Source organism: Pseudomonas sp. NBRC 111130 (assembly GCF_001320485.1).
Lineage (GTDB): Bacteria > Pseudomonadota > Gammaproteobacteria > Pseudomonadales > Pseudomonadaceae > Aquipseudomonas > Aquipseudomonas vlassakiae.
Genome location: NZ_BCBG01000106.1, coordinates 39,683 through 66,394, shown reverse-complemented (window position 1 = coordinate 66,394; position 26,712 = coordinate 39,683). Strand labels below are relative to the sequence as shown.

Annotated in this window: 22 protein-coding genes, 2 tRNA genes and 1 pseudogene; 18 read left to right on the top strand and 7 right to left on the bottom strand. The window is 62.0% G+C overall.

Going from position 1 to position 26,712, the window contains the following annotated elements:
• Positions 1-22 precede the first annotated feature (22 nt).
• The 4 genes and pseudogenes from APH33_RS25750 (at position 23) to APH33_RS25740 (ending at position 4,123) form a co-directional block, all read left to right on the top strand.
• Positions 23-1,315: an adenylosuccinate synthase gene (locus APH33_RS25750; RefSeq protein ID WP_003249542.1), complete on the top strand. Its 1,293-nt coding sequence runs from the start codon at positions 23-25 to the stop codon at positions 1,313-1,315.
• A gap of 543 nt (positions 1,316-1,858) precedes the next feature.
• Positions 1,859-2,551: pseudogene (locus tag APH33_RS28100) on the top strand (methyl-accepting chemotaxis protein); the annotation flags it as partial.
• 21 nt (positions 2,552-2,572) lie between these two features.
• Positions 2,573-3,457, top strand: a complete 885-nt coding sequence (locus tag APH33_RS28095) for a methyl-accepting chemotaxis protein (RefSeq protein ID WP_371263275.1) — start codon at positions 2,573-2,575, stop codon at positions 3,455-3,457.
• A gap of 183 nt (positions 3,458-3,640) precedes the next feature.
• Positions 3,641-4,123 carry a DUF2867 domain-containing protein gene (locus tag APH33_RS25740; RefSeq protein ID WP_054887858.1) on the top strand — a complete coding sequence of 161 codons (483 nt, stop codon included), beginning with the start codon at positions 3,641-3,643 and terminating at the stop codon, positions 4,121-4,123.
• A 9-nt stretch (positions 4,124-4,132) separates the two neighbouring features.
• On the opposite strand, the gene APH33_RS25735 is transcribed toward APH33_RS25740, so the two are convergent.
• From APH33_RS25735 to APH33_RS25720, 4 genes are all read right to left on the bottom strand, one after another.
• Positions 4,133-5,698, bottom strand: coding sequence for an iron ABC transporter permease (locus APH33_RS25735; protein ID WP_054887857.1), 1,566 nt, complete (start codon positions 5,696-5,698; stop codon positions 4,133-4,135).
• Positions 5,698-6,711: an extracellular solute-binding protein gene (locus APH33_RS25730; RefSeq protein WP_054887856.1), complete on the bottom strand. Its 1,014-nt coding sequence runs from the start codon at positions 6,709-6,711 to the stop codon at positions 5,698-5,700. The genes APH33_RS25735 and APH33_RS25730 overlap by 1 nt, the downstream gene beginning before the upstream one ends.
• Positions 6,712-6,953: 242 nt before the next feature.
• A tRNA-Leu gene (locus tag APH33_RS25725) sits at positions 6,954-7,040 on the bottom strand.
• 87 nt (positions 7,041-7,127) lie between these two features.
• Positions 7,128-7,214: transfer RNA gene (locus APH33_RS25720), tRNA-Leu, on the bottom strand.
• A 272-nt stretch (positions 7,215-7,486) separates the two neighbouring features.
• Here APH33_RS25720 and rnr point away from each other — a divergent pair.
• The 8 genes from rnr to APH33_RS25680 all read left to right on the top strand — a co-directional run bounded on the left by rnr (position 7,487) and on the right by APH33_RS25680 (position 17,073).
• Positions 7,487-10,063, top strand: a complete 2,577-nt coding sequence (gene rnr, locus APH33_RS25715) for a ribonuclease R (RefSeq protein ID WP_054887855.1) — start codon at positions 7,487-7,489, stop codon at positions 10,061-10,063.
• The gene (gene rlmB, locus APH33_RS25710; protein WP_054887854.1) at positions 10,060-10,806 is read left to right on the top strand and encodes a 23S rRNA (guanosine(2251)-2'-O)-methyltransferase RlmB; all 747 of its coding nucleotides are present in this window, start codon (positions 10,060-10,062) and stop codon (positions 10,804-10,806) included. The genes rnr and rlmB overlap by 4 nt, the downstream gene beginning before the upstream one ends.
• A 304-nt stretch (positions 10,807-11,110) precedes the next feature.
• On the top strand, positions 11,111-11,536 hold the full coding sequence (rpsF, locus tag APH33_RS25705; protein ID WP_013974420.1) for a 30S ribosomal protein S6: 426 nt from the start codon (positions 11,111-11,113) through the stop codon (positions 11,534-11,536).
• Between the two features lie 28 nt (positions 11,537-11,564).
• On the top strand, positions 11,565-11,795 hold the full coding sequence (gene rpsR, locus APH33_RS25700; RefSeq protein WP_003249563.1) for a 30S ribosomal protein S18: 231 nt from the start codon (positions 11,565-11,567) through the stop codon (positions 11,793-11,795).
• Positions 11,796-11,828: 33 nt separating this feature from the next.
• Positions 11,829-12,692: a hypothetical protein gene (locus APH33_RS25695; protein ID WP_054887853.1), complete on the top strand. Its 864-nt coding sequence runs from the start codon at positions 11,829-11,831 to the stop codon at positions 12,690-12,692.
• A gap of 20 nt (positions 12,693-12,712) precedes the next feature.
• Positions 12,713-13,159, top strand: a complete 447-nt coding sequence (gene rplI, locus APH33_RS25690) for a 50S ribosomal protein L9 (protein ID WP_054887852.1) — start codon at positions 12,713-12,715, stop codon at positions 13,157-13,159.
• Between the two features lie 111 nt (positions 13,160-13,270).
• Positions 13,271-14,668, top strand: a complete 1,398-nt coding sequence (gene dnaB / locus APH33_RS25685) for a replicative DNA helicase (RefSeq protein WP_054887913.1) — start codon at positions 13,271-13,273, stop codon at positions 14,666-14,668.
• 101 nt (positions 14,669-14,769) lie between these two features.
• On the top strand, positions 14,770-17,073 hold the full coding sequence (locus APH33_RS25680; RefSeq protein ID WP_054887851.1) for a YgiQ family radical SAM protein: 2,304 nt from the start codon (positions 14,770-14,772) through the stop codon (positions 17,071-17,073).
• Between the two features lie 133 nt (positions 17,074-17,206).
• Here APH33_RS25680 and APH33_RS25675 read toward each other — a convergent pair whose 3' ends face one another.
• Entirely contained in the window at positions 17,207-17,794 is a 588-nt protein-coding gene (locus APH33_RS25675) for a TIGR00730 family Rossman fold protein (RefSeq protein ID WP_054887850.1), read from the bottom strand.
• 348 nt (positions 17,795-18,142) lie between these two features.
• Between APH33_RS25675 and azu the strand changes: the two genes are divergently transcribed.
• Positions 18,143-18,589 carry an azurin gene (gene azu / locus APH33_RS25670; RefSeq protein ID WP_054887849.1) on the top strand — a complete coding sequence of 149 codons (447 nt, stop codon included), beginning with the start codon at positions 18,143-18,145 and terminating at the stop codon, positions 18,587-18,589.
• A gap of 126 nt (positions 18,590-18,715) precedes the next feature.
• On the opposite strand, the gene nadE is transcribed toward azu, so the two are convergent.
• Both nadE and pncB read right to left on the bottom strand, forming a co-directional pair.
• Positions 18,716-19,543, bottom strand: coding sequence for an ammonia-dependent NAD(+) synthetase (nadE, locus tag APH33_RS25665; protein ID WP_054887848.1), 828 nt, complete (start codon positions 19,541-19,543; stop codon positions 18,716-18,718).
• Between the two features lie 3 nt (positions 19,544-19,546).
• Positions 19,547-20,752, bottom strand: a complete 1,206-nt coding sequence (gene pncB / locus APH33_RS25660; RefSeq protein WP_054887847.1) for a nicotinate phosphoribosyltransferase — start codon at positions 20,750-20,752, stop codon at positions 19,547-19,549.
• A 469-nt stretch (positions 20,753-21,221) separates the two neighbouring features.
• On the opposite strand from pncB, the gene APH33_RS25655 reads away from it, so the two are divergent.
• The 5 genes from APH33_RS25655 (at position 21,222) to APH33_RS25635 (ending at position 26,316) form a co-directional block, all read left to right on the top strand.
• Positions 21,222-22,358 (top strand): branched-chain amino acid ABC transporter substrate-binding protein, encoded by a 1,137-nt coding sequence (locus tag APH33_RS25655; RefSeq protein ID WP_054887846.1) that lies wholly within the window; start codon positions 21,222-21,224, stop codon positions 22,356-22,358.
• Between the two features lie 154 nt (positions 22,359-22,512).
• Entirely contained in the window at positions 22,513-23,427 is a 915-nt protein-coding gene (locus APH33_RS25650; RefSeq protein WP_054887845.1) for a branched-chain amino acid ABC transporter permease, read from the top strand.
• 2 nt (positions 23,428-23,429) lie between these two features.
• The gene (gene livM / locus APH33_RS25645) at positions 23,430-24,731 is read left to right on the top strand and encodes a high-affinity branched-chain amino acid ABC transporter permease LivM (protein WP_054887844.1); all 1,302 of its coding nucleotides are present in this window, start codon (positions 23,430-23,432) and stop codon (positions 24,729-24,731) included.
• Entirely contained in the window at positions 24,728-25,603 is an 876-nt protein-coding gene (locus tag APH33_RS25640; protein ID WP_054887843.1) for an ABC transporter ATP-binding protein, read from the top strand. The genes livM and APH33_RS25640 overlap by 4 nt, the downstream gene beginning before the upstream one ends.
• Positions 25,600-26,316 carry an ABC transporter ATP-binding protein gene (locus APH33_RS25635; RefSeq protein ID WP_054887842.1) on the top strand — a complete coding sequence of 239 codons (717 nt, stop codon included), beginning with the start codon at positions 25,600-25,602 and terminating at the stop codon, positions 26,314-26,316. Before APH33_RS25640 ends, APH33_RS25635 begins: the two co-directional genes overlap by 4 nt.
• The last annotated feature ends 396 nt before the right edge of the window (positions 26,317-26,712 follow it).

Below are 26,712 nucleotides of genomic sequence, written 5' to 3'. Positions count from 1 at the left end.
TGCGTGAATGAGGACCAATGTAATGGGTAAGAATGTCGTCGTCCTGGGCACCCAGTGGGGTGATGAGGGCAAAGGCAAGATCGTCGATCTGCTGACCGAACATGCTGCCGCCGTAGTGCGCTACCAAGGTGGCCACAACGCGGGCCACACCCTGGTGATCAACGGTGAGAAAACCGTTCTGCACCTGATTCCCTCGGGCATCCTGCGTGAAGGCGTACAGTGCCTGATCGGCAACGGCGTGGTCGTTGCTCCGGACGCCTTGATGCGTGAAATCACCAAGCTGGAAGAGAAGGGCGTACCGGTGCGCGAGCGCCTGCGCATCTCCCCGGCTGCGCCGCTGATCCTGTCGTACCACGTGGCCCTGGACCAGGCCCGTGAAAAAGCCCGTGGCGAAGCCAAGATCGGTACCACCGGCCGCGGCATCGGCCCAGCCTACGAAGACAAGGTCGCACGCCGCGGCCTGCGCGTTGGCGACCTGTTCCACCGCGAGCGTTTCGCTGCCAAGCTGGGTGAGCTGCTGGACTACCACAACTTCCAGCTGGTGAACTACTACAAAGAGCCGGCCATCGACTTCCAGCAGACCCTGGACGAGTGCATGGCCTACGCTGAACAGCTCAAGCCGATGATGCTCGACGTTACCGCCGAGCTGCATAACCTGCGTCGCGCTGGCAAGGACATCATGTTCGAAGGCGCCCAGGGTTCGCTGCTGGACATCGACCACGGTACCTACCCGTACGTCACCAGCTCCAACACCACCGCTGGCGGTATCTCCACCGGTTCTGGCGTGGGTCCGATGTACCTCGACTACATCCTGGGCATCACCAAGGCCTACACCACTCGCGTGGGTTCCGGTCCGTTCCCGACCGAACTGTTCGACGAGACCGGCGCCACCCTGGCCAAGCGCGGCCACGAGTTTGGTTCGACCACCGGCCGTGCCCGCCGTTGCGGCTGGTTCGATGCCGTCATCCTGCGTCGCGCCATCGACGTCAACAGCATCTCGGGCATCTGCCTGACCAAGCTGGACGTGCTGGACGGCCTGGAAACCATCAACATCTGCGTTGGCTACAAGAACGAGAACGGTGCCGTCATTGACGCCCCGTCCGATGCCGACAGCTACATCGGCCTGGAGCCGGTGTACGAAGAGATGCCAGGCTGGAGCGAATCGACCCTGGGCGTGAAAACCCTGGAAGAGCTGCCACAAGCTGCGCGTGACTACATCAAGCGCATTGAAGAGCTGGTAGGCGCGCCGATCGACATCATTTCGACCGGCCCGGACCGCAACGAGACCATCGTCCTGCGTCATCCGTTCGCCTGATCTGCCCTCCAGGCTGATCTGACGCCGCGGTCCTGAAAAGGATCGCGGCGTTTTTATTTGTGGGTTTACCCGCGAAGAGGCCAGTACAGGAAAACTCATTGCTAGACCTTGGCGTTTTTCCCTGCGGTATACGGCACAACCCTTGCTGTAAGAAGTTTCTGTAGATGCCATCAAAATAGTGGCGCCAGAAAACACGAGGGTTACACCGTGTCTGCCATCCTTTCACTGTTACGAAGCCGCCTCTTGCGGCCTGTGTTTGTTGCCCTTGGTATCGCCCTTTTGGTGCAAGTGCTGGTGGCCGTTGCGCTGACCCGCAGCACCGTGACGGCTTTGGAGGCCGACCTGGGGGAGCGTTTGGGCAAAGACAGCCGCCAGCTCGCCAGCGAGCTGGAGCAGGCCGGGCAAGATGTTCGCGGGGGCCTGGAGAGCCTCTCCAGCAGCACCCGTCAGCGCTTGAGCGCGGGTCTTTCCACGCGGCTGCAGGACGAACAGCAGCAGTTGCGGGCCACCCTGGAGAAAAACCTCAAGGATTCGGCCAACGACATGGCCGAGCTGCTGGCATCGGTCGCCCCGCGGGCGATCTGGGACAACGATGTGCCGATGCTCTCCGACTTCGCTCGCCGCGCCCAGCGCAACCCCAACGTGCTGTTCGTGATTTATGACGATGCCCAGGGCCAGCACCTTACCCGCTACTTGAACCGGCAGAATCCGATCAACCAGGCCTTGATCGAGAAGGGCCAGGGTGAGAGAGCGCTGGATAAGGTGCTCGATGCTGCGCGTCGCGATCCATCGGTGTATTTCGTCGAAGCGTCGATCAACCCCAATGGTGCCGAGATCGGCAAAGTGCTGATGGGGGTTTCCACGGCCGGTGTTGACCAGCAGCTCAAGGCTCTCGACCAGCGGTTCAGTGCCCTGATCGCCAGCGGTGAGCAACTGGTTGGCGATAGCCTGGGTGCGGCGGCCGCCGACAGTGGCAAGGCCCTGCGCGAGCGCCTGCAAACCGCGCAGGCCAGCGCCAGCGCGATGCAGGCCAACACCGCACAGACCGTGCGCGATGCGGCTGCCGAGCTGCGTTGGCGGATTGGCCTGGGCCTGGTGGTGGTCGGCCTGGGTGTGCTGCTAGTGGTCGCCGTGGTGCTGGGTCGCCGCGTGCTCAGCAAGCTGCGCCTGCTGATTGCAGCGCTCAACGATCTGGCTGCCGGCGAAGGCGACCTGACCAAGCGCGTGACCCTCGACAGCCGCGACGAGATCGGTGACATGGCGTCGGCGGTCAACCGCTTTGTCGACAAGCTGCAGCCTATCGTCCGCGAAGCCGGTGAGGTGGCCCAGCGTACCGGGGTCGAGATCGGCACCATGGCCCAGCGCAACGCCGGTGCCGATGCCGCAGCGGCGTTGCAGCGTGATGAAGTGGCCGCCAGCCTGCGCGACCTGTCGAGCATGGCTGACGAGGCCCAGGCCGAAAGCCACGCCATGCAGGCGGCGTTGCAGCAGGTCGTGGACATTCGCCAGGCAACCGACGAGAACAGCCGTTCTTCCACGCAACTGGCGAGCCTGATCGAGAACCTGGCCGGCCAGGTCGAAACGGGTTCGCAGGTGATCGAGCGTCTTGCCAAGCAGAGCGAGCAGATCGAAGTGGTGCTGACTGTCATCCATGGTATTGCCGAGCAGACCAACCTGCTGGCCCTTAATGCTGCAATCGAAGCTGCGCGCGCTGGTGAGACGGGTCGCGGCTTTGCCGTGGTGGCCGATGAGGTGCGAGCGCTGGCGAGCAAGACCCAAAGCTCTACCGGCGACATCCAGGCGCACATTGCTGCCCTGCAGAAAGGTGCCAAGGAGGCGGTAGCGACCATCAGCCAGGCCGGGCTCAAGGCCAGCGAAGGGCTGTTGGTGTTGCGGGACAACGAGCGTCGCCAGCAGTCGGTGCAAGCCGCCGTGGAGCAGGTGCACGCGGCGATCGGCCTGGCGACCCGCGCTGCTGAGCAGCAGGCCAGCGGCGCGCAGGCAGTGCGCGGGCGAGTGGAGAACATCCATGCCCAGGCCGAGCGCTCGGCCGAGGTGGTGATGCAGACCACGGCCAGCAGCAAGGTGCTGGATGACTTGGCGGCCCAATTGCGCGCCAGCCTTGGTCAGTTCAGGGCTTGAAGCTTGCGCGGTCCCTTGTAGGAGCGGCCTTGTGTCGCGAAAGGGCTGCGCAGCAGGCCTGGGATTTCTGCTTCAACGCTGACATTGCCGGGGCCGCTTTGCGGCCCTTTCGCGACACAAGGCCGCTCCTACAGCGAGTCATGTTGCTATGCTGTCGGCGACACATGACAAAGGGAGTTGCTCATGTCCGCCCAATTGGTCGCCGCCCAGGCCGACCTGGATTTCCTGCACAGTGACAGCGTACAGCTCACTGCCCCGATGACCGCCCTGCAAGCCTACTGCGCCATGACCTCGAATGTCCCAGGCTGGCTGGCCAGGGCCTTCCGCATTCGCGACTTCATCTCCCGTCGTTTCAATGTCGCCGATATCCACGGCTTCTCTACCCGCGATCCAGCGCATGTGCCAGCTGTCGGCGAACACCTGGACTTCTTCACCGTCGAGGCCATCAGCGACGAGCAATTGGTGCTGACTTCGCGTGATACGCACTTGGCGGTGATGGTCTGCATGGATGTCGAAGGGCAGCGCTTGAAAGTGACCACGTCGGTGCGGTGTTTCAACGCCTTTGGCCGGCTGTACATGCTGCCGGTAGGGCTGGCCCATGGGTCTATCGTGAAGCGCATGCTGCGCAATATCGAAAGCAGTGGCCCAGGCCGCCAGGCGGCCTGAGCCGTGGGCTCATGCCTTGTTCAGGTACATCCGCGTAGTCAGCAGATAGACAGGCAAACCCGACACCACAATCAGCAGCGCCGCATAAGGCGCCGCCGCTGCGAACTCGACGTTGGCGGTATGCGCCCAGACCTCGGTGGCCAGGGTGGTCATGCCTGTCGGACTGAGCAGCAGGGTAGCGGTCAGCTCCTTCATGGCATCGAGGAACACCAGCGCGAAAGCCGCCGCCATCGCAGGGAAGATGATCGGCAAGGTTACCCGGCAAAACGCGGCGAAGCTGCTCGCACCCAGCGTGCGTGCGGCTTCTTCTAGCGTTGGCGATGCCTTGTTCAGTGCAGTACGCACCGGTGACTGCGCCAGGGGCAGGAACAGCAGCGCATAGGCCAGCAGCAACAGCGCGGTGGTCTGGTACAGGGCCGGCACGTAGTGCAGCGAGAACACCACCAGGGTCAGGGCGATCACCAGGCCGGGCAGGGCGTGCAGCAGGTACGGCAAGCGTTCGGCCCAGATCGCCAGGCGGCCTTTGTAGCGCACCACCAGGAAGCTGACTGGCAGGGCCAGCAGCACACAGAAGCCTGCGCCACCCAGCGAGACCGACAGCGAAGTCAGCAGCGCTTTACTGATCGCCGCCACCGGGAAGGCGGCCGACGAACCCACGCTCAGCCAGTAACCCAGCATGGCCAGCGGGATGCCGCTGCCGAGAATCGCCAAGGCCAGGCAAAACAGCTGCGCCAACGGCGTCCAGCCACGCAGGCGCACCGGTTGCCCACGGCGGGCCACGCCCTGGCCGATACGCACATGACGGGCCTTGCCGCGCACGCGCAGTTCCAGCCACAGCATCAGCAGGCACAGTGCGAGCAGCACGGCCGAGAGCATGGCGGCGTTGGCGTTGCTGAACTCCAGCTCGAATTGCTGGTAGATCGCCGTGGTGAAGGTCTGCAGGCCAAGGATCGACAGCGCGCCGAACTCGACCAGCATGTGCAACGCAATCAGCAGTGCGCCGCCGAGCATCGACGGCCACAGCAGCGGCAGGGTGATCTTGCGGAACACGCCCCAGCGGCTGTAGCCCAGGGTGCGTGCCGACTCTTCAAGCGACGTATCGAGGTTGCGCAGGGTTGCCGCCACCGGCAGGAACACCAGCGGGTACTTGGACAGTGCCATGACCAGGATCGCACCGCCCAAGCCTTCGAAGTCCGAGCTCAGCGATACCCAGGTGAAGCTGCTGACGAACGACGGCACCGCGAACGGCAGGCACAGCACCACGCCCCACAGCCGGCGGCCGGGCAGGTTGCTGCGCTCCAGTAGCCATGCCAGGGCCAGGCCAACCACCAGGCACGCCAGCGTCACCCCGGCCATCAGCATGAGGGTGTTGCGCATCAGCCCCCAGACGAAAGGGCGCCAGAGCAGGTGCAGGGCTTCGCGCCAGCCGGCCTCCCAGGCTTTCATGGCGACGTACAGCAGCGGCAGCAAGCTCATCGCCACCAGGAACAGCACAGGCAGCAGCACCCAGATCGAGGGGCGCTTGCGGCGCGGCACGTAACGTACCGGCACCGGCTCGGACAGGGCGGCAGTCATCAGAGCAGACCGACCTCGCGTTCAAGCTCGATCGCTTCTTCGGCATTGCCCAGGTCGGCTGGCGAGATTTTCGGCGGGCGCAGGTCCTCGAACGGCTTCAGGCCACGGTCGGACACCATGCCCTTGTGCAACGGGTACTCGGCGGTGGTCTGGGTGATCACGCGCTGGCCTTCTTCACTGGCCATCCAGTTGAGCAAGGCCTGGGCTTCCTTCGGATGCTTGCTGGCCTTGACCGCGGCCGCGCCGGAGATGGTCACCAGGTTGCCGGCGTCGCCGTCGGCCAGGTAGTACAGCTTGGAGTCGAGCTTGCCGCGTTCGCGCTCCAAAGCATACCAGTAGTAGTTGTTGACCAGTACGGCGGCGACTTCGCCTTTTTCCACGGCCTTGAGGGCGACCATGTTGTTGGTGTAGGTCTTGCCGAAGGCTTTCAGGCCAGTCAGCCATTCTTCGGTGGCTTCACGCCCGTGCATCTTCAGGATGGCTACAGCTTGCTCCTGAAATGCGCCACTGGTTGGCACGTAGCCGACGCGGCCTTCCCACTCAGGGCCGGCGAAGTCCATCACGGTGGTCGGCAGGTCTTTTTCGTCGATTTTCTTCGGGTTGTACACCACCACGCGGGTGCGGGCGGTCACGCCCATCCAGGTGCCGTTGGCGCCAACGTATTCCTTGGGCAGCATGTTCAGCGTGGCGTCGTCGATCTTCCCCAGCAGGCCCAGTTCGCCCAGGTTGTTCAGTGGCGGAGATTCTTCGGTATAGATGATGTCGGCCGGCGAGCGGTCGCCTTCTTCGATGATCTGGCTGGCCAGCTGGTTGCTGCTGCCCTTGCGGATATTGATATGGATACCGGTCTTGGCCTCGTAGGCCTTGGCGATGGCTTCGCCGATTTCCTTGTGCTGGCCGTTGTACATGGTCAGCGTGACCGGTTCATCTGCCAGGGCTGCCGGAGCGCCGATCACCAGGCTCAGAACTGCGGCAGCCAGTGTACGCATCAGCGGTTGCGGGCGGATCGTCATGCGGGTACTTCCTCGCTTACGGCTTCATATTCGGAAACAATGGTAAACGAAATCGTTTCTCAAGTGGCCGGGTGACGAGAAATTCATCGGCAGACGAAAGTGCAACCCATGAAGGTGTGCCTGCAGTGCTGGCCTCTTCGCGGGCAAGCCCGCTCCCACAGGGGTTGTGCTGGGCATTGGGGGAGGGGATATAAAAATCGCAGGCAAGAAAAAACCCACTAGCAAGCTAGTGGGTTTTTATATGGTGCCCAGGAGAAGACTCGAACTTCCACGACCGTTAAGTCACTGATACCTGAAACCAGCGCGTCTACCAATTCCGCCACCTGGGCAAAGCTTTACATCATCTGGAGAAGGCGACTATCGTTCGCTTTCACACAGTAGTAACAGATCCTTGGTCATCTGTTACCAGAAAATTTTGGTGCCCAGGAGAAGACTCGAACTTCCACGACCTTGCGGTCACTGATACCTGAAACCAGCGCGTCTACCAATTCCGCCACCTGGGCACACATTCGAGATTAAAAGATGCTTTACAGCGCCGTTCATCTCTACTACAACTTCGGGCTTGTCCGTCGTTGTGGTGCGCACTATACGGACGGTCCTGGGGGCTGTAAACCCCCCAAGCGAAAAAAATTTCAAAAAATTCAACTTGTTGATTCCGAAGGCCTATTGCTCCCCTCTACAGACTGCAGCGGGGGCTGTCCAAGGCTGACATTTCCGGTTTCAATACACACATGCCAGAATTCCTATCTATATACCCCAAGGTGAACCCCTTCTGATGGCCGATTGGCAATCCCTCGATCCCGAGGCCGCTCGCGAAGCGGAAAAATACGACAACCCCATTCCCAGCCGTGAGCTGATCCTGCAGCGCCTCGCCGACCGTGGCGAACCGGCCGCGCGCGAGGAGCTGGCGGCAGAGTTCGGTCTTTATGAAGAAGACCAGATCGAAGCCCTGCGCCGCCGCCTGCGTGCCATGGAACGTGACGGCCAGCTTATCTATACCCGGCGCGGCACTTATGCCCCGGTAGACAAGCTGGACCTGATCTGTGGCCGTGTCTCCGGTCACCGTGACGGCTTTGGCTTCCTTATCCCCGATGACGGCAGCGAAGACCTGTTCCTCAGCCCGTCGCAGATGCGCCTGGTGTTCGACGGCGACCGTGGCCTGGCCCGCGTCTCGGGCGTCGACCGCCGTGGTCGTCGCGAAGGCGTGCTGGTCGAGGTCATTTCCCGGGCGCATGAAAGCGTGGTCGGCCGCTACTTCGAAGAAGGCGGCATTGGCTACGTGACCCCGGACAATCCGAAGATCCAGCAGGAAGTGCTGGTGACGGCCGGGCGTAACGGTGGCGCCAAGATTGGCCAGTTCGTCGAGATCAAGATCACCCACTGGCCTACGCCGCGCTTCCAGCCACAGGGTGATGTGGTCGAGGTGATCGGCAACTACATGGCCCCGGGCATGGAAATCGACGTTGCCCTGCGCAGCTATGACATTCCCCATGTCTGGCCCAACGATGTGGTCAAGGAAGCGCGCAAGTTCCGCTCCGAAGTCGAAGAGAAAGACAAGGAAAAGCGCATCGACCTGCGCCACCTGCCGTTCGTCACCATCGACGGCGAGGATGCCCGCGACTTCGATGACGCCGTCTATTGCGAACCGTTGGGCAAGCTGCGCATGTTCTCTGGCGGCTGGCGCCTGTACGTGGCGATCGCCGACGTCTCCAGCTACGTGCGCCTGGGCTCGGCCCTGGACAACGAAGCCCAGCAGCGTGGCAACTCGGTGTATTTCCCAGAGCGCGTGGTGCCGATGCTCCCCGAGGAGCTGTCCAATGGCCTGTGCTCGCTGAACCCGCATGTCGACCGCCTGGCCATGGTCTGCGAAATGACCATGAACAAAGCCGGCCAGATGGTCGACTACCAGTTCTACGAGGGGGTGATCCATTCCCATGCCCGCCTGACCTACAACAAGGTCAGCAGCATGCTCGAGCATGCCCGTACCCGTGAGGGCAAGGCGCTGCGCGAGGAATACAAGGAAGTCGTGCCGCACCTCAAGAACCTGTACAACCTGTACAAGGTGCTGCTGGACGCCCGTCACGCCCGGGGTGCCATCGATTTCGAGACCCAGGAAACCCGCATCATCTTCGGTGACGAGCGCAAGATCGCGGAAATCCGCCCGACCGTGCGCAACGATGCCCACAAGCTGATCGAAGAGTGCATGCTGGCGGCCAACGTCGCCACCGCAGCGTTCCTGCAGAAGCATGAAGTGCCTGCCCTTTACCGTGTGCACGACGGCCCACCGCCCGAGCGCCTGGAAAAACTGCGTGCTTTCCTCGGCGAGCTGGGCCTGACCCTGCACAAGGGCAAGGACCCGTCGCCGAAGGACTACCAGGCCCTGCTGGCAAGCATCGCCGGGCGCCCGGACTTCCACCTGATCCAGACCGTGATGCTGCGCTCGCTGAGCCAGGCGGTGTACAGCACCGACAACAACGGCCACTTCGGCTTGAACTACGAGGCGTACACCCACTTCACCTCGCCGATCCGCCGTTACCCCGACCTGCTGGTGCACCGCGCCATCCGCAGCATCATCCGCTCCAAGGTCGATACCCCGCACGTCAAGCGCGCAGGCGCCATGAGTATTCCCAAGGCGCGTATCTACCCGTATGACGTGAATGCGCTCGACCAGCTCGGTGAGCAGTGCTCGATGACCGAACGCCGTGCCGATGAAGCCACCCGTGACGTGGTCAACTGGCTCAAGTGCGAGTTCATGAAGGATCGCGTGGGCGAGACCTTCCCAGGTGTGATCACGGCAGTCACCGGCTTTGGCCTGTTCGTCGAGCTGACCGACATCTATGTGGAAGGCCTGGTCCACGTCAGTGCGCTGCCGGGCGACTACTACCACTTCGACCCGGTGCACCACCGCCTGTCGGGCGAGCGCACCGGGCGTAGCTTCCGCCTGGGCGACACCATCGAGGTCAAGGTCATGCGCGTCGACCTCGACGAGCGCAAGATCGACTTCGAAGTTTCCGAGCAGCAGCTCAGTGCGCCGATCGGTCGCAAGGGGCGTGGTGCTGCTGCGCCAGTCGCCGGGAAGTCCGAGCCAGTGGCCGAGGCCAAGGCCACGCCAAAACCGCGCAGCCGCAAGAGCGAAACTGCCGAAGCGTACTTCCCCAAAGACGCCGTGCAGCGTAACGCCGAAGTGCGCAAGAGCCGTGAAATGAAGAAGGCGCTGATGAGCGAGGCGCGCAGCGGCGGCCACGCCGGCAGCAAGTCGGAAAAGGGCGGCAAGCCGTCTGGCAAGCCGACCAAGCACCGTAAAGGCCCGTCGAAGTCCGGCGCGCCACGCAAGAGCAAGAACAAGTCATGAGTCAGCTGGAAAAGATCTACGGCGTGCACGCCGTGCAGGCATTGCTGCAACACCATCCAAAGCGGGTCAAGCAGATCTGGCTGTCGGAAGGGCGTAGCGAGCCACGCATACAGGCGTTGCTGGAACTGGCCGCGCAGAACCGCGTGCCGGTCGGCCAGGCCGAGCGCCGTGAGCTGGATGCCTGGGTCGAGGGCGTGCACCAGGGCGTGGTCGCCGAGGTCAGCCCGAGCCAGGTGTGGGGTGAGTTGATGCTTGAGGAACTGCTCGAGCGCAGCGAAACGCCGCCGCTGATCCTGGTACTCGATGGCGTGACCGACCCGCACAACCTTGGCGCTTGCCTGCGCACCGCCGATGCGGCCGGTGCCACGGCGGTGATCGTGCCCAAGGACAAGTCGGCAACCCTGACCCCGGTCGTGCGCAAGGTGGCCTGCGGCGCGGCCGAAGTGATTCCACTGGTGGCCGTGACCAACCTGGCGCGCACCCTGGAGAAGCTGCAGCAGCGTGGCCTGTGGGTGGTTGGCACGGCTGGCGAAGCTGAGCAGGAGATCTACCAGCAGGACCTGACCGGCCCACTGGTAATGATCATGGGTGCGGAAGGCAAGGGCATGCGCCGTCTGACCCGCGAGCATTGCGATTTTCTGGTGAAATTGCCGATGAGCGGTAGCGTCAGCAGCCTGAACGTGTCGGTGGCGACGGGCGTGTGCCTGTTCGAGGCTGTACGCCAGCGTCAGGCCAAGCGCTGATCGTCAGCCTGTACTGGCCTCTTCGCGGCGGTTCGACGCCTCGATAAACCCGCTCCCACAGATGTTGTGCGATCCCTGTAGGAGCGGGCTTGCTCCGCGAAAGGGCCAGTGGCCTGTGAATATATTTCCGGCTGTTCAAATATTCACCAATCACCTTGCTTGTGCGCCACGCCTTCTCTACAATTGCGCCCCTTGCCGAGCTGGCAGGCGCATATGTGCCTCCCCTCCGTGCAAGACATACAGTGTCATTCACTCCTTGTCTGACCAGATTCGCTGGCAGACTACTAACCCGTAAGGAGCATTCATGCGTCATTACGAAATCATCTTCCTGGTTCACCCGGACCAGAGCGAGCAAGTCGGCGGCATGGTTGAGCGTTACACCAAGCTGATCGAAGAAGATGGCGGCAAGATCCACCGCCTGGAAGACTGGGGCCGTCGTCAACTGGCCTACGCAATCAACAATGTTCACAAGGCTCACTACGTGATGCTGAACGTTGAGTGCACCGGCAAGGCCCTGGCCGAGCTGGAAGACAACTTCCGCTACAACGATGCCGTTATCCGTAACCTCGTCATCCGTCGCGACGAAGCCGTAACCGGCCAGTCCGAGATGCTGAAGGCTGAAGAAAACCGCAGCGAGCGCCGTGAGCGTCGTGAGCGTCCTGAGCATGCTGAATCCGCCGACGGCGACGACAGCAATGACAGCGACTCCAGCGATAACGCTGACGAGTAATCCACGGACCTTTAGAGGAGCCTATTAAATGGCACGTTTCTTCCGTCGTCGTAAATTCTGCCGCTTCACTGCTGAAGACGTGAAAGAGATCGACTTCAAAGATCTCAACACCCTGAAAGCTTACGTATCCGAAACCGGCAAGATCGTTCCAAGCCGTATCACCGGTACCAAAGCTCGTTATCAGCGTCAGCTGGCTACCGCTATCAAGCGCGCCCGCTTCCTGGCCCTGCTGCCCTACACCGACAGCCACGGCCGCTGAGACCGGGTCGTCGACAAGCAGTAAGGGATTAGCATGCGAGCGTTAGCAAGTTTCATCATGCGCGGTCGTGTGCAGGCCACCCTGGTGGTGGTCATCAGCGCGGTACTGCCGCTGCTGTTCTGGTTGAGTGCCGCTGCCGGTAGCCTTGTGCTGCTGCGGCGTGGGTTCAAGGATGCTTCAACGGTCATCGCCGGCGGCCTGCTGGCCGGGCTGGCCGTGTGGTTGATGGGCGATCCGATCACCTTCCTGGTGATCGCCGGTGCCCTGGGCCTGGCCGCGCTGTTGCGCGCCGAACATCCCTGGAGTCGTGTGCTGGTCGCCAGTGCCGTGTTTGCCGTGGTTTTCAGCCTCGTGCTCGACATGGCATTGGCACAGACCTTCGATGTGCTGGCCAAGGCGTTTGCCGAAGCCATGCCGAAAATCGAAGGGGAGCCGGTGCTCTCCGGTGAGCTGATCCGCCCTGTGCTGGTCGCTTCCACAGCAGTGACGGTGCAATTGTTCAGCGTGTTGGCCCTGGTGCTGGCGCGTTATTGGCAAGCAGCGTTGTACAACCCTGGAGGCTTCGGTCGCGAATTTCGCGAACTGAGGTTGCCGAAGCAGACCATGGCGGTCTTGGTGGCAGTGATGGTGGTGGCTCCGTTTATCGGGTCGCAATTCATCATCCTGGCATCGGCGTCGAGCCTGGTACTGGTGCTGGCTGGCATCGCCTTGATGCACGGCCTCGTGGCACAGGGGCGACTGGCCGGTTTCTGGCTGGTGGGCATGTACGTGACGTTGCCGCTGATCATGCAGCTGATCTACCCGTTGCTGATGGTCCTGGCCATTGTCGACAGCCTGATTGATTTTCGCGGTCGCAAGTCCCCTCCGGGGAAAGACTCCGCGAACGGTGAAGGTTAAAAGTTAAGAGGTTTTACCAAATGGAACTGATCCTGCTGGAAAAAGTCGCTAACCTGGGCAACCTGGGCGACAAAGTTAAAGTTAAGGCTGGTTACGGCCGTAACTTCCTGCTGCCATTCGGCAAGGCCACCGTTGCCAACGCCGCCAACCTGGCTGCGTTCGAAGAGCGTCGCGCCGAGCTGGAAAAAGCAGCTGCTGAGCGTAAAGCTTCGGCTGAAAGCCGTGCTGCCCAACTGGCCGAGCTGGAAGTGACCATCACTGCCACCGCTGGCGACGAAGGCAAGCTGTTCGGTTCGATCGGCACCCACGACATCGCTGACGCCCTGACCGCCTCCGGCGTTGAAGTAGCTAAAGCTGAAGTTCGTCTGCCGAACGGCACCATCCGTCAGGTTGGCGAATACGACGTAGCCGTGCACCTGCACAGCGACGTTGAAGCCACCGTACGCGTGGTCGTCGTAGCTGCCTAAGCTGCACTGACTGGTGGTCCCTCACGGGGTAGCCGGTTAACATCGGGCACGGTCCTGTTCACTCAGGCCGTGCCCTTTGTCTTTTTCATCCTCCAGAATTTTTTCGTGGCCATGAACGAGATCACCAACTCCGAACAGCTCGACCTGCAAACCGCTGCCCTGAAGGTGCCGCCGCATTCCATCGAGGCCGAACAGGCCGTGCTCGGTGGCCTCATGCTGGACAACAACGCCTGGGAGCGGGTACTGGACCAGGTCTCGGATGGCGATTTCTATCGGCATGACCACCGCCTGATCTTCCGTGCCGTGCACAAGCTGGCCGATGCCAACCAGCCATTCGACGTGGTGACCCTGCACGAGCAGCTGGACAAGGAAGGCCTTTCGTCACAGGTTGGCGGCCTGGCATACCTGGCCGAACTGGCCAAGAACACCCCATCGGTGGCCAACATCAAGGCCTACGCCGCGATCATTCGCGAGCGGGCGACCCTGCGCCAGCTGATCAGCATCAGTACCGACATCGCTGACAACGCTTTCAACCCGCAAGGGCGCAATGCCGAGGAAATCCTCGACGATGCCGAGCGGCAGATCTTCCAGATCGCCGAGGCGCGGCCTAAAACCGGTGGCCCGGTGGGTGTCAACGAACTGCTGACCATGGCCATCGACCGCATCGACACGCTGTTCAACTCCGACAGCGACATCACGGGCGTGTCCACCGGCTTCACCGACCTCGACGAGAAGACCAGCGGCCTGCAGCCGGCCGACCTGATCATCGTCGCCGGTCGACCGTCGATGGGTAAGACCACCTTCGCCATGAACCTGGTGGAAAACGCCGTACTGCGTACCGACAAGGCGGTGCTGGTGTTCTCCCTCGAGATGCCAGGTGAATCGCTGATCATGCGTATGCTCTCGTCCCTGGGCCGCATCGACCAGACCAAGGTGCGTTCAGGCCAGCTGGATGACGACGACTGGCCGCGCCTGACCTCGGCGGTCAACCTGCTCAACGATCGCAAGCTGTTCATTGACGATACCGCAGGTATCAGCCCCTCGGAAATGCGTGCGCGTACCCGCCGCCTGGCCCGTGAGCACGGCGAGATCGCCATGATCATGGTCGACTACCTGCAGCTGATGCAGATCCCGGGTTCGGCCGGTGACAACCGGACCAACGAGATTTCCGAGATCTCCCGTTCCCTCAAGGCCCTGGCCAAGGAATTCAACTGCCCGGTGATTGCCCTGTCGCAGCTGAACCGCTCCCTGGAACAGCGGCCGAACAAACGCCCGGTGAACTCCGACTTGCGTGAATCTGGTGCAATCGAGCAGGACGCCGACGTCATCATGTTCGTGTACCGCGACGAGGTGTACCACCCCGAAACCGAGCACAAGGGCGTGGCGGAAATCATCATCGGTAAACAGCGTAACGGCCCCATCGGCTTCGTGCGCCTGGCGTTCATCGGCAAGTACACCCGCTTCGAAAACCTTGCGCCGGGTATGTATAACTTCGACGACGACGAATAAGCCTCAGCTTCATGAATCCGACAACCACCGTCGGATTTGGTCAAAATTTGTGCTATATTCCGCGCCCGCGATTTCCCTGCACACCAGAACCGGTCACTGACATGCAAGCAGCCAAACCACTCTACGACTATCCCAAGTACTGGGCCGAATGCTTCGGGCCAGCACCTTTCCTGCCGATGAGCAGGGAGGAGATGGATCTGCTCGGCTGGGATTCCTGCGACATCATCATCGTGACCGGTGACGCCTATGTCGACCACCCGTCGTTCGGCATGGCCATCATCGGCCGCCTGCTGGAAGCCCAGGGCTTCCGCGTGGGCATCATCGCCCAGCCGAACTGGCAGTCGAAAGACGACTTCATGAAGCTCGGCGAGCCGAACCTGTTCTTCGGCGTGGCCGCCGGCAACATGGATTCGATGATCAACCGCTACACCGCGGACAAGAAAATCCGTTCCGACGACGCTTACACCCCCGGCGGGTTGGCCGGCAGCCGTCCGGACCGCGCCAGCCTGGTGTACAGCCAGCGCTGCAAGGAAGCCTACAAGCACGTGCCGATCGTGCTCGGCGGCATCGAGGCTTCGCTGCGCCGCATCGCCCACTACGACTATTGGCAGGACAAGGTCCGCCATTCGATCCTGATCGACGCCAGCGCCGACATCCTGCTGTTCGGCAACGCCGAACGTGCGGTGGTCGAAGTGGCCCAGCGCCTGTCCAATGGCGAGAAGATCGAGACCATCACCGACGTACGCGGTACCGCCTTCGTGCGCCGTGACACGCCGCAAGGCTGGTACGAGATCGACTCGACCCGTATCGATCGCCCCGGCCGCGTCGACAAGATCATCAACCCGTACGTGAACACCCAGGACACCCAGGCCTGCGCCATCGAGCAGGCCAAGGGCGAACAGGAAGACCCGTACGAAGCCAAGGTGGTGCAGATCCTCGACAGCCCGAGCGTTACCCGGGAAAAGTCGGTGATCCGCCTGCCGTCGTTCGAGAAGGTGCGGAACGACCCGGTGCTCTATGCGCACGCCAACCGTGTGCTGCACCTGGAAACCAACCCGGGCAATGCCCGCGCCCTGGTGCAAAAGCACGGTGAGGTGGATGTGTGGTTCAACCCGCCACCCATTCCGATGAGCACCGAGGAAATGGACTACGTATTCGGCATGCCTTATGCCCGTGTGCCGCACCCGGCCTACGGCAAGGAGCGCATCCCGGCCTACGAGATGATCCGATTCTCGGTGAACATCATGCGAGGCTGCTTCGGTGGCTGCACCTTCTGCTCGATCACCGAGCACGAAGGCCGCATCATCCAGAACCGTTCCCACGAGTCGATCCTCAACGAGATCGAGGAGATGCGTGACAAGGTCCCGGGCTTCACCGGGGTGGTCTCCGACCTTGGCGGCCCGACCGCCAACATGTACCGCATCGCTTGCAAGAGCCACGACATCGAGAAGCACTGCCGCAAGCCGTCCTGCGTGTTCCCGGGCATCTGCGAGAACCTCAACACCGACCACAGCTCGTTGATCGAGCTGTACCGCAAGGCCCGCGCCTTGCCGGGTGTGAAGAAGATCCTGATCGCCTCGGGCCTGCGCTACGACCTGGCGGTGGAATCGCCGGAGTACGTCAAGGAGCTGGTTACCCACCACGTTGGCGGCTACCTGAAGATCGCTCCGGAGCATACCGAGCGTGGCCCGCTGGACAAGATGATGAAGCCGGGCATCGGCACCTACGACCGCTTCAAGCGCATGTTCGAGAAGTTCTCCAAAGAGGCGGGCAAGGAACAGTACCTGATCCCGTACTTCATCGCCGCGCACCCAGGCACCACCGACGAAGACATGATGAACCTGGCCCTGTGGCTCAAGGGCAACGGCTTCCGCGCCGACCAGGTGCAAGCGTTCTACCCGTCGCCGATGGCGTCGGCCACGGCCATGTACCATTCGGGCAAGAACCCGCTACGCAAGGTCACGTACAAGAGCGAAGGGGTGGAGATCGTCAAGAGCGACGAGCAGCGCCGCCTGCACAAGGCGTTCCTGCGCTATCACGATCCGAAGGGCTGGCCGATGCTGCGTGAAGCGTTGCAGCGCATGGGCCGTGCCGACCTGATCGGGCCGGGCAAGCATCAGCTGATCCCGCTGCACCAGCCGCAGACCGACACGTATCAGAGCGCGCGCCGCAAGAACTCGACCCCGGCCGGTAGCCACAAGGTGGGCAAGGATCAGAAGATCCTCACCCAGCACACCGGCCTGCCACCGCGGGGCAGCGATGGTAGCAAGCCGTGGGACAAGCGCGAGAAGGCCAAGGCCGAGGCGTTTGCCCGCAACCAGCAGGCGGCCAAAGAGCGCAAGGAAGCCGCCAAGGGTGGTGGCGGCAAGGGCAAGAAGCCGCGTCAGCCCGTCATTCCGCGCTAACAGCCCCCCTTTTGGGACCGCTTTGCGGTCCTTTCGCGACACAAGGCCGCTCCCACATTGATCTGCGTACGCAGTGCTTTGTGGGAGCGGCCTTGTGTCGCGAAAGGCTGCAAAGCAGCCCCGATATCTCGGATCAGTCAGGCTTTTTGTCGACCCACTTCGGCAAAACCGGCGACTCGAACCGTTCCATCCCGTCCAGCAGCTCATCCGCCTGCTGCTCAAGCAACAACATGGCCCGGTGCTGCGGCCGCACGAAGCCTTCTTCGACAATGTGGTCGAGGAACCCGCCCAGCTTCTCGTAGAAGCCATTCACATCGAGCAGCCCCAGCGGCTTGGCGTGATAACCCAGTTGCCCCCAGGTCCACACCTCGAACAGCTCCTCCAGCGTACCCAGGCCACCCGGCAGGGCGATGAAGGCGTCGCTCAGCTCGGCCATGCGTGCCTTGCGCGCATGCATGCCGTCGACCACTTCCAGCCGGCTCAGGCCTTTATGGCCGATCTCGGCGTTCATCAGGCTTTCGGGAATGATCCCGATCACTTCGCCACCCGCAGCCATGGCCGCGTCGGCGACGGTGCCCATCAGGCCGACCGCGCCACCACCGTAGACCAGGGTCAGGCCGCGGCGGGCAATGGCTTGGCCCAGCGCGATGGCCGCCTCACGGTAGGCGGGGTTGGCGCCGATACTGGCGCCACAGAACACACAAACGGAACGTACAGACATCGTGTTTCTCCAGTCATATCGCTGACAGGGTAAAGCGAATAGTCTGACGTCTCCAACGCTGGTTTCACTCCGGACGGGAGAACTCGCAAGTGGCACCCGTGGCCCCGTGGGCATAGGCGGCGAGTAGGCTGTTCATGAAATTTGTGAAGGTCATTGCGATTGCTCCTAAATGAGAGGTTGTTCCATCGTCCATTAAAAGGGCATGATGTGCTCTTAGATTGGTTGTATACAATCGATCGAACAATTCTACTGGCTGGCCACTTGACACCCCCTTGACCCATGTCAGCAGGGGGCTGAACGGTTTCAGGCAGTCTCGCAATTGATAAAACCCTGCCAAGGAGATTCATGATGTTTGCGAAAGCTGTAGCGGTATCCCTGCTGACCCTCGCCAGCGCTTCTGTCTTCGCAGCCGAGTGCTCGGTAACTGTCGACTCGACCGACCAGATGTCCTTCAACACCAAGGAGATCGTCGTCGACAAGAGCTGCAAGGCATTCACCGTCAACCTGACTCACTCCGGCAACCTGCCGAAGAACGTCATGGGCCACAACGTGGTCATCAGCAAGGAAGCTGACATGCAGCCGATCGCCACCGACGGCCTGGCCGCTGGGATCGAAAAGAATTACCTGAAGGACGGTGATGAGCGCGTCATCGCCCACACCAAGATCATTGGTGCAGGCGAAAAGGACTCGCTGACTTTTGATGTGGCCAAGCTGGTTGCTGGCACAGATTACGGCTTCTTCTGCTCGTTCCCAGGCCACATCTCGATGATGAAGGGCAAGGTCGTCGTCAAGTAAACAAAGCCTGACGCCAAACCCTGTGGGAGCGGGTTTATCGGGGCGCCGAACCGCCCCGAATGCTTTGGTGAATCCACCCTTGCATTCGCAGGTAAACCCGCTGCCACAGGTTCTTCTACAGCCTGATCAAGGAGCGAATGGCAGTTCGCGCTTGTGCTGGGTCTTGCGGTAGGTGGCGACGATTATGTCGAACGCTGCCTGATCCACCGGCTGCCCATGGAGGAAGGCATCGATCTGCTGGTAGGTCACGCCATGGGACGCTTCGTCCGGCTTGCCCGGCTCCAGATCTTCCAGGTCGGCAGTCGGCACCTTCTCCACCAGCGACTCCGGCGCGCCGAAGCTGCGTGCGATCGCCCGCACCTGGTTCTTCACCAACCCGCTCAGCGGCGCCAGGTCGCAAGCGCCGTCACCGAACTTGGTAAAGAAGCCCATCACCGCCTCGGCGGCGTGGTCGGTGCCAATTACCAGGCCGGCGCGAGCGCCGGCGATGGTGTACTGGGCGACCATCCGGGTCCGTGCCTTGACGTTGCCGACCACGAAGTCCACCAGGGCTGGCGAGCCATTCTTCAACTCCACCACTTCGGCTGCCAATGCGCGCACGGCTGGGGCGATATCCACCGTGTGCACCTCATCGGCCTTGATCACCTCGAGGCAGGCCTGGGCGTCGTGCTCGTCATGCTGCACCTGGTACGGCAGGCGCACGGCGATGAAGGTGTAGGCCTGGTCGCCGGTTTCGGCACGCAGCTCGTTGATGGCGCGCTGGGCGAGCAGGGCGGCAGTCAGCGAATCGACGCCGCCGCTGATGCCCAGCACCAGGGTCTTGAGCCGGGCATTGGCCAGGCAGTCCTTGATGAACGCCACGCGCCGGGCGACTTCGGCCTCGAGCGCAGCGGCGTCGGCGAACGGCGGCTGTACTTTCAGCGCCTGGGCAATTTCCTGCTGAACCGCTTGCATGGGTTACTCCTTGCTGGGGACTTTGAATACGTGACGCATGTAGGTGACAAAGTTTTCGTCACGGCACTGGGTCTTGGCGGCCTCGTCCGAAATCTTCGCCACCGGCGAGCCGTTGCAGTCGGTCATTTTAAGCACGATGTTCATGGGCGCCACACCTGGGATGTCGCACGTAAGGTTGGTGCCGATACCGAAGCTGACATTGATGCGACCGCGCAGGGCACGGAAGATTTCCAGTGAGCGGGTCAGGTTGAGCCCATCGGAGAACACCAGGGTCTTGGTCATCGGGTCGATACCCAGCTTCTGGTAATGGGCGATGGCCTTTTCCGCCCAGGCCACCGGCTCGCCCGAGTCATGGCGCAGGCCGTCGAACAGCTTGGCGAAGTACAAGTCGAAATCGTTGAGGAAGGCATCCATGGTGATGCAGTCGGTCAGGGCGATGCCGAGCAGGCCGCGGTACTCGCGGACCCAGCAGTCCAGGGCGGCGATCTGGCTGTCGATCAGCCGTGGGCCGAGCTGCTGGTGGGCCATGATCCACTCGTGGGCCATGGTGCCCAGTGGCTTGATATCCAGTTTCCAGGCCAGGTCGACATTGCTGGTGCCGACGAAGCGGCCCGGGAAGTCGTCGCGCAGCACACGCACCACGTCCTCCTGCACACGGCTGGAAAAGCGCCGGCGGGTACCGAAGTCGGCCACCTGCAGCTCGGCCAGCTCGTCGTCGCTGGCGTGGGCGCGCAGCCAGTCGAACTTGCGGTACAGCTGATCACGGGCTTCGGCCAGGCGCATGCGCGGGTGCAGGTGACGGTTGCGCACCTCGCTGATGATGGCCAGCAGCGGCACTTCGAACAGGATCACGTGCAGCCAGGGGCCTTTCAGGCGCAGGTACAGCTGCCCGTTGTCGATGCCAAGGCGCACATAGCGCAGGTTGAAGCGGAACAGGCGCAGAAAGCGCAGGAAGTCGGGCTTGAGGAAGCTGATGCGTTCGAGGAAGGCCGGCTGGCCATCATCCAGGGTCAGGTCGGCGAGCAGTTCGAGCTGGTGGCGGATCTCGCCAAGGTAGGGGCGCAGGTCCTCGCCGTTGCGGCAGCGGAATTCCCATTCGACGTCGGCGTCTGGGTAGTTGTGTAGCACGCCCTGCATCATGGTGAGCTTGTAGAAGTCGGTGTCGAGCAGGTTATGCACGATGCGCTCGGCGAATGCGCTCTCGCTCATCAAAGGGGGCTCCGGAAACGGCGAATGGTGGACATTGTGCCAGTCTTTTGAGTCTTGTTGTGTCTGGGCCGGCCTCTGCGCGGGCAAGCCAGCTCCCACAGAGGCCGCGTAATAGCCAAATCAGGTGATTTTCCGTGCACCAGCTAGCCTTGGAACAGTGCTGCCTGTAGCAGTCGCGCACCACCGGTGTGCACTTCGGTGACGTCCACTGTTACAGGGCGGTTGCACGTAAACACCTGCCAGGGTTGCAATGATGGCACTCGACGGTTGCTCCTTGTCTGTACGTGTGGTGGCGCCTGCCGCGTGGCAGACGGTTGCACGCTCAATAAAGAAAAGGCCGTCGGTCGCCAGGGGGCAACCGTTGCAGTGTGTTTTCCCGGAAGACAAAACCGATGGCACGGCCCTTGCTCTGAGCACAGGGCTGAGAAGTTGTAGTGCCACACTAAAAAAACTCTAGGAGCACCACCTCATGTCGCAGACGTTTTACAAGAAAGGTTTCCTGGCTCTTGCCGTAGCTACGGCACTGGGTGTTTCTTCGTATGTTCAGGCCGACGTCAAGATCGGCGTCGCGGGCCCCATGACCGGGGCCAACGCAGCGTTTGGCGAGCAGTACATGAAAGGTGCGCAGGCAGCGGCCGACAAGATCAACGCCGCTGGCGGCGTGAATGGCGAGAAGATCGTCCTGGTGAAAGGCGATGATGCCTGCGAGCCGAAGCAGGCCGTGGCCGTGGCCAACCGCCTGGTCGATCAGGACAAGGTGATCGGCGTGGTCGGTCACTTCTGTTCTTCCAACACCATCCCGGCCTCTGAGGTATATGACGAAGCCGGCGTGATCGCCATCACCCCGGGCTCCACCAACCCGCTGGTCACCGAGCGCGGCCTTTCCGCCATGTTCCGCATGTGCGGCCGTGACGACCAGCAGGGTATCGTCGCCGGTGACTACATCGTCGACGTGCTCAAGGGCAAGAAGGTCGCGGTGCTGCACGACAAGGACACCTACGGTCAGGGCCTGGCCGATGCGACTAAGGCACAGCTGGAGAAGCGCGGCGTCAAGCCGGTGCTGTATGAAGGCCTGACCCGCGGCGAAAAAGACTTCAGCGCCGTGGTCACCAAGATCCGTGCTGCCGGTGCCGACGTGGTCTACTTCGGTGGCCTGCATCCGGAAGCGGGCCCGCTGGTGCGCCAGCTGCGCGAGCAGGGCCTGAAGGACGTCAAGTTCATGTCCGATGACGGCATCGTCACCGACGAACTGGTGTCCACCGCCGGCGGCGCGCAGTACGTCGATGGCGTCTACATGACCTTCGGCGCCGACCCGCGCCTGCTGCCAGACAGCAAGGCAGTGGTGGAAGAGTTCCGCAAGGCCGGGACCGAGCCTGAAGGCTACACACTGTATGCTTACGCCTCGCTGCAGGCACTCGCTGCTGCATTTAACGGTGCAGGAAAAAACGAGGGCCAGGCTGCCGCCGCGTGGCTCAAGCAAAACCCAGTGAAGACCGTCATGGGCGAAAAGAAGTGGGACCAAAAGGGTGACCTGACCGTCTCCGACTACGTGGTCTACCAGTGGGACAAGGACGGCAAGTACCACCAGCTGGAAAAACAAAAATAATAACGGCACCTGGCCCGGACGCCCGTCCGGGCCATTGCCCCTGCGGTACCTGTCCTTATTCGGAGACGTGCACGGTTCTGCGCTGCTGGGGCCGCTTCATCCGTGGCTTGTGGTAGTCAGCGTTCGTGCAGTCTCGCTCAGGTGAGATTGCGTTATGGATGGTATTTTCCTGCAGCAACTGGTCAACGGCCTGACCCTCGGGTCGGTCTATGGCCTGATCGCCATCGGCTACACAATGGTCTATGGCATCATCGGCATGATCAACTTCGCGCACGGCGAGGTGTACATGATCTCCGCTTACCTCGCGGCGATCAGCCTGGCATTGCTGGCCTACTTCGGTATCGAGTCGTTCCCCCTGCTGATGCTGGGTACTCTGCTGTTCACCATCGTCGTCACCGGTGTGTATGGCTTCACCATCGAGCGCATCGCCTACAAACCCTTGCGCAACTCCACCCGCCTGGCACCGCTGATCAGTGCCATCGGCATCTCGCTGATCCTGCAGAACTATGCACAGATCAGCCAGGGCGCCCGCCAGCAAGGCGTGCCGACCCTGCTCGAAGGTGCCATGCGCATCGAGGTCGGCACCGGCTTCGTGCAACTGACCTACACCAAGATCTTCATCCTGGTGGCGGCGTTCGTCGGTATGGGCCTGCTGACCTATGTGATCAAGTACACCAAGCTCGGCCGCATGTGCCGCGCTACCCAGCAAGACCGCAAGATGGCCTCGATCCTCGGCATCAACACCGACCGGGTCATCTCCTACGTGTTCGTCATCGGTGCAGTGATGGCCGCCCTGGCCGGCGTGCTGATCACCCTGAACTACGGCACCTTCGACTTCTACGCCGGCTTCATCATCGGTATCAAGGCGTTCACCGCTGCGGTACTGGGCGGCATCGGTTCGCTGCCTGGCGCCATGCTCGGCGGCATCATCCTGGGGATTTCCGAGTCGCTGTTCTCCGGCCTGATCAACTCCGACTACAAGGACGTGTTCAGCTTCTCGCTGCTGGTGATGATCCTTATCTTCCGCCCACAAGGCCTGCTGGGTCGCCCGCTAGTGGCTAAGGTGTGAACATGTCGATTGCCAAGATTGCTTCTGCCTCGGAAACCAACGGTTTCGATATCAAACGCAGCTTGCTGGAGACCATCGTCGCTGGCCTTCTGGCGCTCATCGTCTTCGGTCCGATCGTCGGCGTGGTGCTCGACGGTTACACCTTCAACGCCGAACCACGCCGGGTGGCGTGGCTGGTCGGCGGGGTGATGCTCGGGCGCTTCCTGCTCAGCCTCTTCGTGCAGACCGCCGCCGGCCGGCGCATGCTCGAAGGCTTCGACAGCGGCGGCTCGGGCGTGCACGTCAACGCCCCGGACTACAAGTCCCGGTTGCGCTACATCATCCCGGCGCTGGTGGTGATCGCCATCATCTTCCCGGTGTTCGCCAACAAGTACCTGCTGACCGTGGTCATCCTCGGCCTGATCTACGTGCTGCTGGGCCTGGGCCTGAACATCGTGGTCGGCCTCGCCGGCTTGCTCGACCTGGGCTATGTGGCGTTCTATGCCATCGGTGCCTACGGCCTGGCGCTGGGGTACCAGTACCTCGGCCTGGGCTTCTGGAGCGTGCTGCCGCTGGCGGCCATCGCCGCAGCGCTGGCGGGGTGCATCCTCGGCTTCCCGGTGTTGCGAATGCACGGTGACTACCTGGCGATCGTGACCCTTGGCTTTGGCGAGATCATCCGTCTGGTGCTGAACAACTGGTTGTCGTTCACCGGCGGCCCGAACGGCATGCCGGCGCCGTCGCCGACCTTCTTCGGCCTGGAGTTCGGCCGCAGGGCCAAGGACGGCGGGGTGCCGATCCACGAGTTCCTCGGCATCGACTACAACGCCAACCTCAAGTTCGTGTTCATCTACGCCGTGCTGTTCCTGGTCGTGCTGGCGGTGCTGTACATCAAGCACCGGCTGACCCGCATGCCGGTCGGGCGCGCCTGGGAAGCGCTGCGCGAAGACGAGATCGCCTGCCGCTCGATGGGCCTGAACCACGTACTGGTCAAGCTCTCGGCCTTCACCCTCGGTGCTTCCACCGCAGGCTTGGCCGGGGTGTTCTTTGCCACCTACCAGGGCTTCGTCAACCCGTCGTCGTTCACCTTCTTCGAGTCCGCACTGATCCTCGCCATCGTCGTGCTTGGCGGCATGGGCTCGACCGTCGGCGTGGTGATCGCAGCGTTCGTGCTGACCGTGGCGCCGGAGTTGCTGCGCAGCTTCTCCGAATACCGGGTACTGCTGTTCGGTGTGTTGATGGTGCTGATGATGATCTGGCGACCGCGTGGGCTGATCCGCATCAGCCGTACCGGTGTGACCCCGCGTAAAGGAGTGGCGCCATGAGCGACGAAATCATTCTCTCGGTCGACAACCTGATGATGCAGTTCGGCGGCATCAAGGCGCTCAGCGACGTCAGCCTGAAGGTCAAGCGCAACCAGATCTTCGCCCTAATCGGCCCCAACGGCGCCGGCAAGACCACCGTGTTCAACTGCCTGACCGGCTTCTACAAGGCCAGCGGCGGGCGTATCGAGCTGAACGTGCGCGGCAGCCGCACCAACGTCATCCAGCTGCTTGGCGAGCGCTTCCAGGCGGCCGACTTCGTGTCGCCGGCGCGCTTTGCCAACCGCCTGTACTACAAGATGTTCGGCGGTACTCACCTGGTCAACCGCGCAGGCCTGGCGCGCACCTTCCAGAACATCCGCCTGTTCAAGGAAATGTCGGTGGTGGAAAACCTGCTGGTAGCCCAGCACATGTGGGTCAACCGCAACCTGGTGGCCGGGGTGCTCAACACCAAGGCCTATCGCAAGGCCGAAAGCGACGCCCTCGACCACGCATTCTACTGGCTGGAAGTGGTCGACCTGGTCGACTGCGCCAACCGTCTGGCTGGCGAGTTGTCGTACGGCCAGCAGCGTCGCCTGGAAATTGCCCGGGCCATGTGCACGCGGCCGAAGATCATCTGCCTGGACGAACCGGCAGCAGGCCTGAATCCGCAGGAAACCGAAGCCCTCAGCCGCATGATCCGTGTGCTGCGGGACGAGCATGACATCACTGTGGTGTTGATCGAGCACGACATGGGCATGGTCATGAGCATTTCCGACCATATCGTCGTGCTGGACCACGGCAACGTGATTGCCGAAGGCGCGCCGCAGGATATCCGCCACAACCCGACGGTGATCGCCGCCTACCTGGGTGCAGACGAAGAGGAACTGGTATGAGTGCACCCATTCTCGAGCTGAAGGACCTGGACGTGTTCTACGGGCCGATCCAGGCGCTGAAAAAGGTCTCGATGCACATCAACGAAGGCGAGACGGTCAGCCTGATCGGTGCCAACGGCGCCGGCAAGTCGACCCTGCTGATGTCGATCTTCGGCCAGCCGCGGGCGGCGGCGGGGCATATCGTCTACCGCGGCACCGACATCACCCGCAAGTCGTCGCACTACATCGCCTCCAACGGCATTGCCCAGTCACCGGAGGGGCGCCGGGTGTTTCCCGACATGACCGTCGAGGAGAACCTGATGATGGGCACCATCCCCATCGGCGACAAACATGCCGACGAAGACATGCAGCGCATGTACGACTTGTTCCCGCGGCTGAAGGAGCGGCGTAACCAGCGGGCCATGACCATGTCCGGTGGCGAGCAGCAGATGCTGGCCATTGCCCGGGCGCTGATGAGCCGGCCGAAGCTGCTGTTGCTGGACGAACCATCGCTGGGGCTGGCGCCGATCGTGGTCAAGCAGATCTTCGCGACCCTGCGCGAACTGGCCAAGAGCGGGATGACGATCTTCCTTGTGGAACAGAACGCCAACCATGCACTGAAGCTGTCGGACCGGGCTTACGTGATGGTCAACGGGCAGATCCGCATGAGCGGGACGGGGCAGGAGCTGCTGGTCAACGAGGAGGTCCGCAACGCGTATCTTGGCGGGCATTGAGTGATAGCCGGGGCTGCACTGCAGCCCCTTTGTTCAATGTGGACAACTTGTCGCATATCTTTCTCGAGCCACGCTACGATCCCCTCGCAAGCCTTTGTTTCCACAGGGCAGATGTTGTCCACGATTCATGTGGAGCCGCCTGTGGAAAACATGGTGGCATCTCGCGCTATCCCTTTATTCACAAGGCCTGCAAGGATCTGGTCATAATTTGATCAGTTACCCTCGGTGCCTGTTCCCAGCGGCATTTTCTACACCGGAGCACTCCTGTAGATTGCGCTTGATTTCCTGTGGATAACTCTGTGAAGAAGCATTGGACAGACCGCTGTAGGCGGCATGCTTGAAAGCGTTGCGCCATCACCGAAAGATATCCACCGACCCCGTCAAGCTGAAAGGGTT

What these genes read in the sequence shown, in the direction of transcription:
- APH33_RS25640 (WP_054887843.1), top strand. Translation starts at nt 24,728, where the DNA reads ATGAGCGACGAAATCATTCTCTCGGTCGACAACCTGATGATGCAGTTC.
- APH33_RS25635 (WP_054887842.1), top strand. Translation starts at nt 25,600, where the DNA reads ATGAGTGCACCCATTCTCGAGCTGAAGGACCTGGACGTGTTCTACGGG.
- rnr (WP_054887855.1), top strand. Translation starts at nt 7,487, where the DNA reads ATGGCCGATTGGCAATCCCTCGATCCCGAGGCCGCTCGCGAAGCGGAA.
- APH33_RS25680 (WP_054887851.1), top strand. Translation starts at nt 14,770, where the DNA reads ATGCAAGCAGCCAAACCACTCTACGACTATCCCAAGTACTGGGCCGAA.
- APH33_RS28095 (WP_371263275.1), top strand. Translation starts at nt 2,573, where the DNA reads ATGGCGTCGGCGGTCAACCGCTTTGTCGACAAGCTGCAGCCTATCGTC.
- APH33_RS25655 (WP_054887846.1), top strand. Translation starts at nt 21,222, where the DNA reads ATGTCGCAGACGTTTTACAAGAAAGGTTTCCTGGCTCTTGCCGTAGCT.
- nadE (WP_054887848.1), bottom strand. Translation starts at nt 19,543, where the DNA reads ATGCAAGCGGTTCAGCAGGAAATTGCCCAGGCGCTGAAAGTACAGCCG.
- APH33_RS25750 (WP_003249542.1), top strand. Translation starts at nt 23, where the DNA reads ATGGGTAAGAATGTCGTCGTCCTGGGCACCCAGTGGGGTGATGAGGGC.
- rplI (WP_054887852.1), top strand. Translation starts at nt 12,713, where the DNA reads ATGGAACTGATCCTGCTGGAAAAAGTCGCTAACCTGGGCAACCTGGGC.
- APH33_RS25695 (WP_054887853.1), top strand. Translation starts at nt 11,829, where the DNA reads ATGCGAGCGTTAGCAAGTTTCATCATGCGCGGTCGTGTGCAGGCCACC.
- APH33_RS25730 (WP_054887856.1), bottom strand. Translation starts at nt 6,711, where the DNA reads ATGACGATCCGCCCGCAACCGCTGATGCGTACACTGGCTGCCGCAGTT.
- rpsF (WP_013974420.1), top strand. Translation starts at nt 11,111, where the DNA reads ATGCGTCATTACGAAATCATCTTCCTGGTTCACCCGGACCAGAGCGAG.
- azu (WP_054887849.1), top strand. Translation starts at nt 18,143, where the DNA reads ATGTTTGCGAAAGCTGTAGCGGTATCCCTGCTGACCCTCGCCAGCGCT.
- APH33_RS25735 (WP_054887857.1), bottom strand. Translation starts at nt 5,698, where the DNA reads ATGACTGCCGCCCTGTCCGAGCCGGTGCCGGTACGTTACGTGCCGCGC.
- rlmB (WP_054887854.1), top strand. Translation starts at nt 10,060, where the DNA reads ATGAGTCAGCTGGAAAAGATCTACGGCGTGCACGCCGTGCAGGCATTG.
- APH33_RS25675 (WP_054887850.1), bottom strand. Translation starts at nt 17,794, where the DNA reads ATGTCTGTACGTTCCGTTTGTGTGTTCTGTGGCGCCAGTATCGGCGCC.
- pncB (WP_054887847.1), bottom strand. Translation starts at nt 20,752, where the DNA reads ATGAGCGAGAGCGCATTCGCCGAGCGCATCGTGCATAACCTGCTCGAC.
- livM (WP_054887844.1), top strand. Translation starts at nt 23,430, where the DNA reads ATGTCGATTGCCAAGATTGCTTCTGCCTCGGAAACCAACGGTTTCGAT.
- rpsR (WP_003249563.1), top strand. Translation starts at nt 11,565, where the DNA reads ATGGCACGTTTCTTCCGTCGTCGTAAATTCTGCCGCTTCACTGCTGAA.
- APH33_RS25740 (WP_054887858.1), top strand. Translation starts at nt 3,641, where the DNA reads ATGTCCGCCCAATTGGTCGCCGCCCAGGCCGACCTGGATTTCCTGCAC.
- APH33_RS25650 (WP_054887845.1), top strand. Translation starts at nt 22,513, where the DNA reads ATGGATGGTATTTTCCTGCAGCAACTGGTCAACGGCCTGACCCTCGGG.
- dnaB (WP_054887913.1), top strand. Translation starts at nt 13,271, where the DNA reads ATGAACGAGATCACCAACTCCGAACAGCTCGACCTGCAAACCGCTGCC.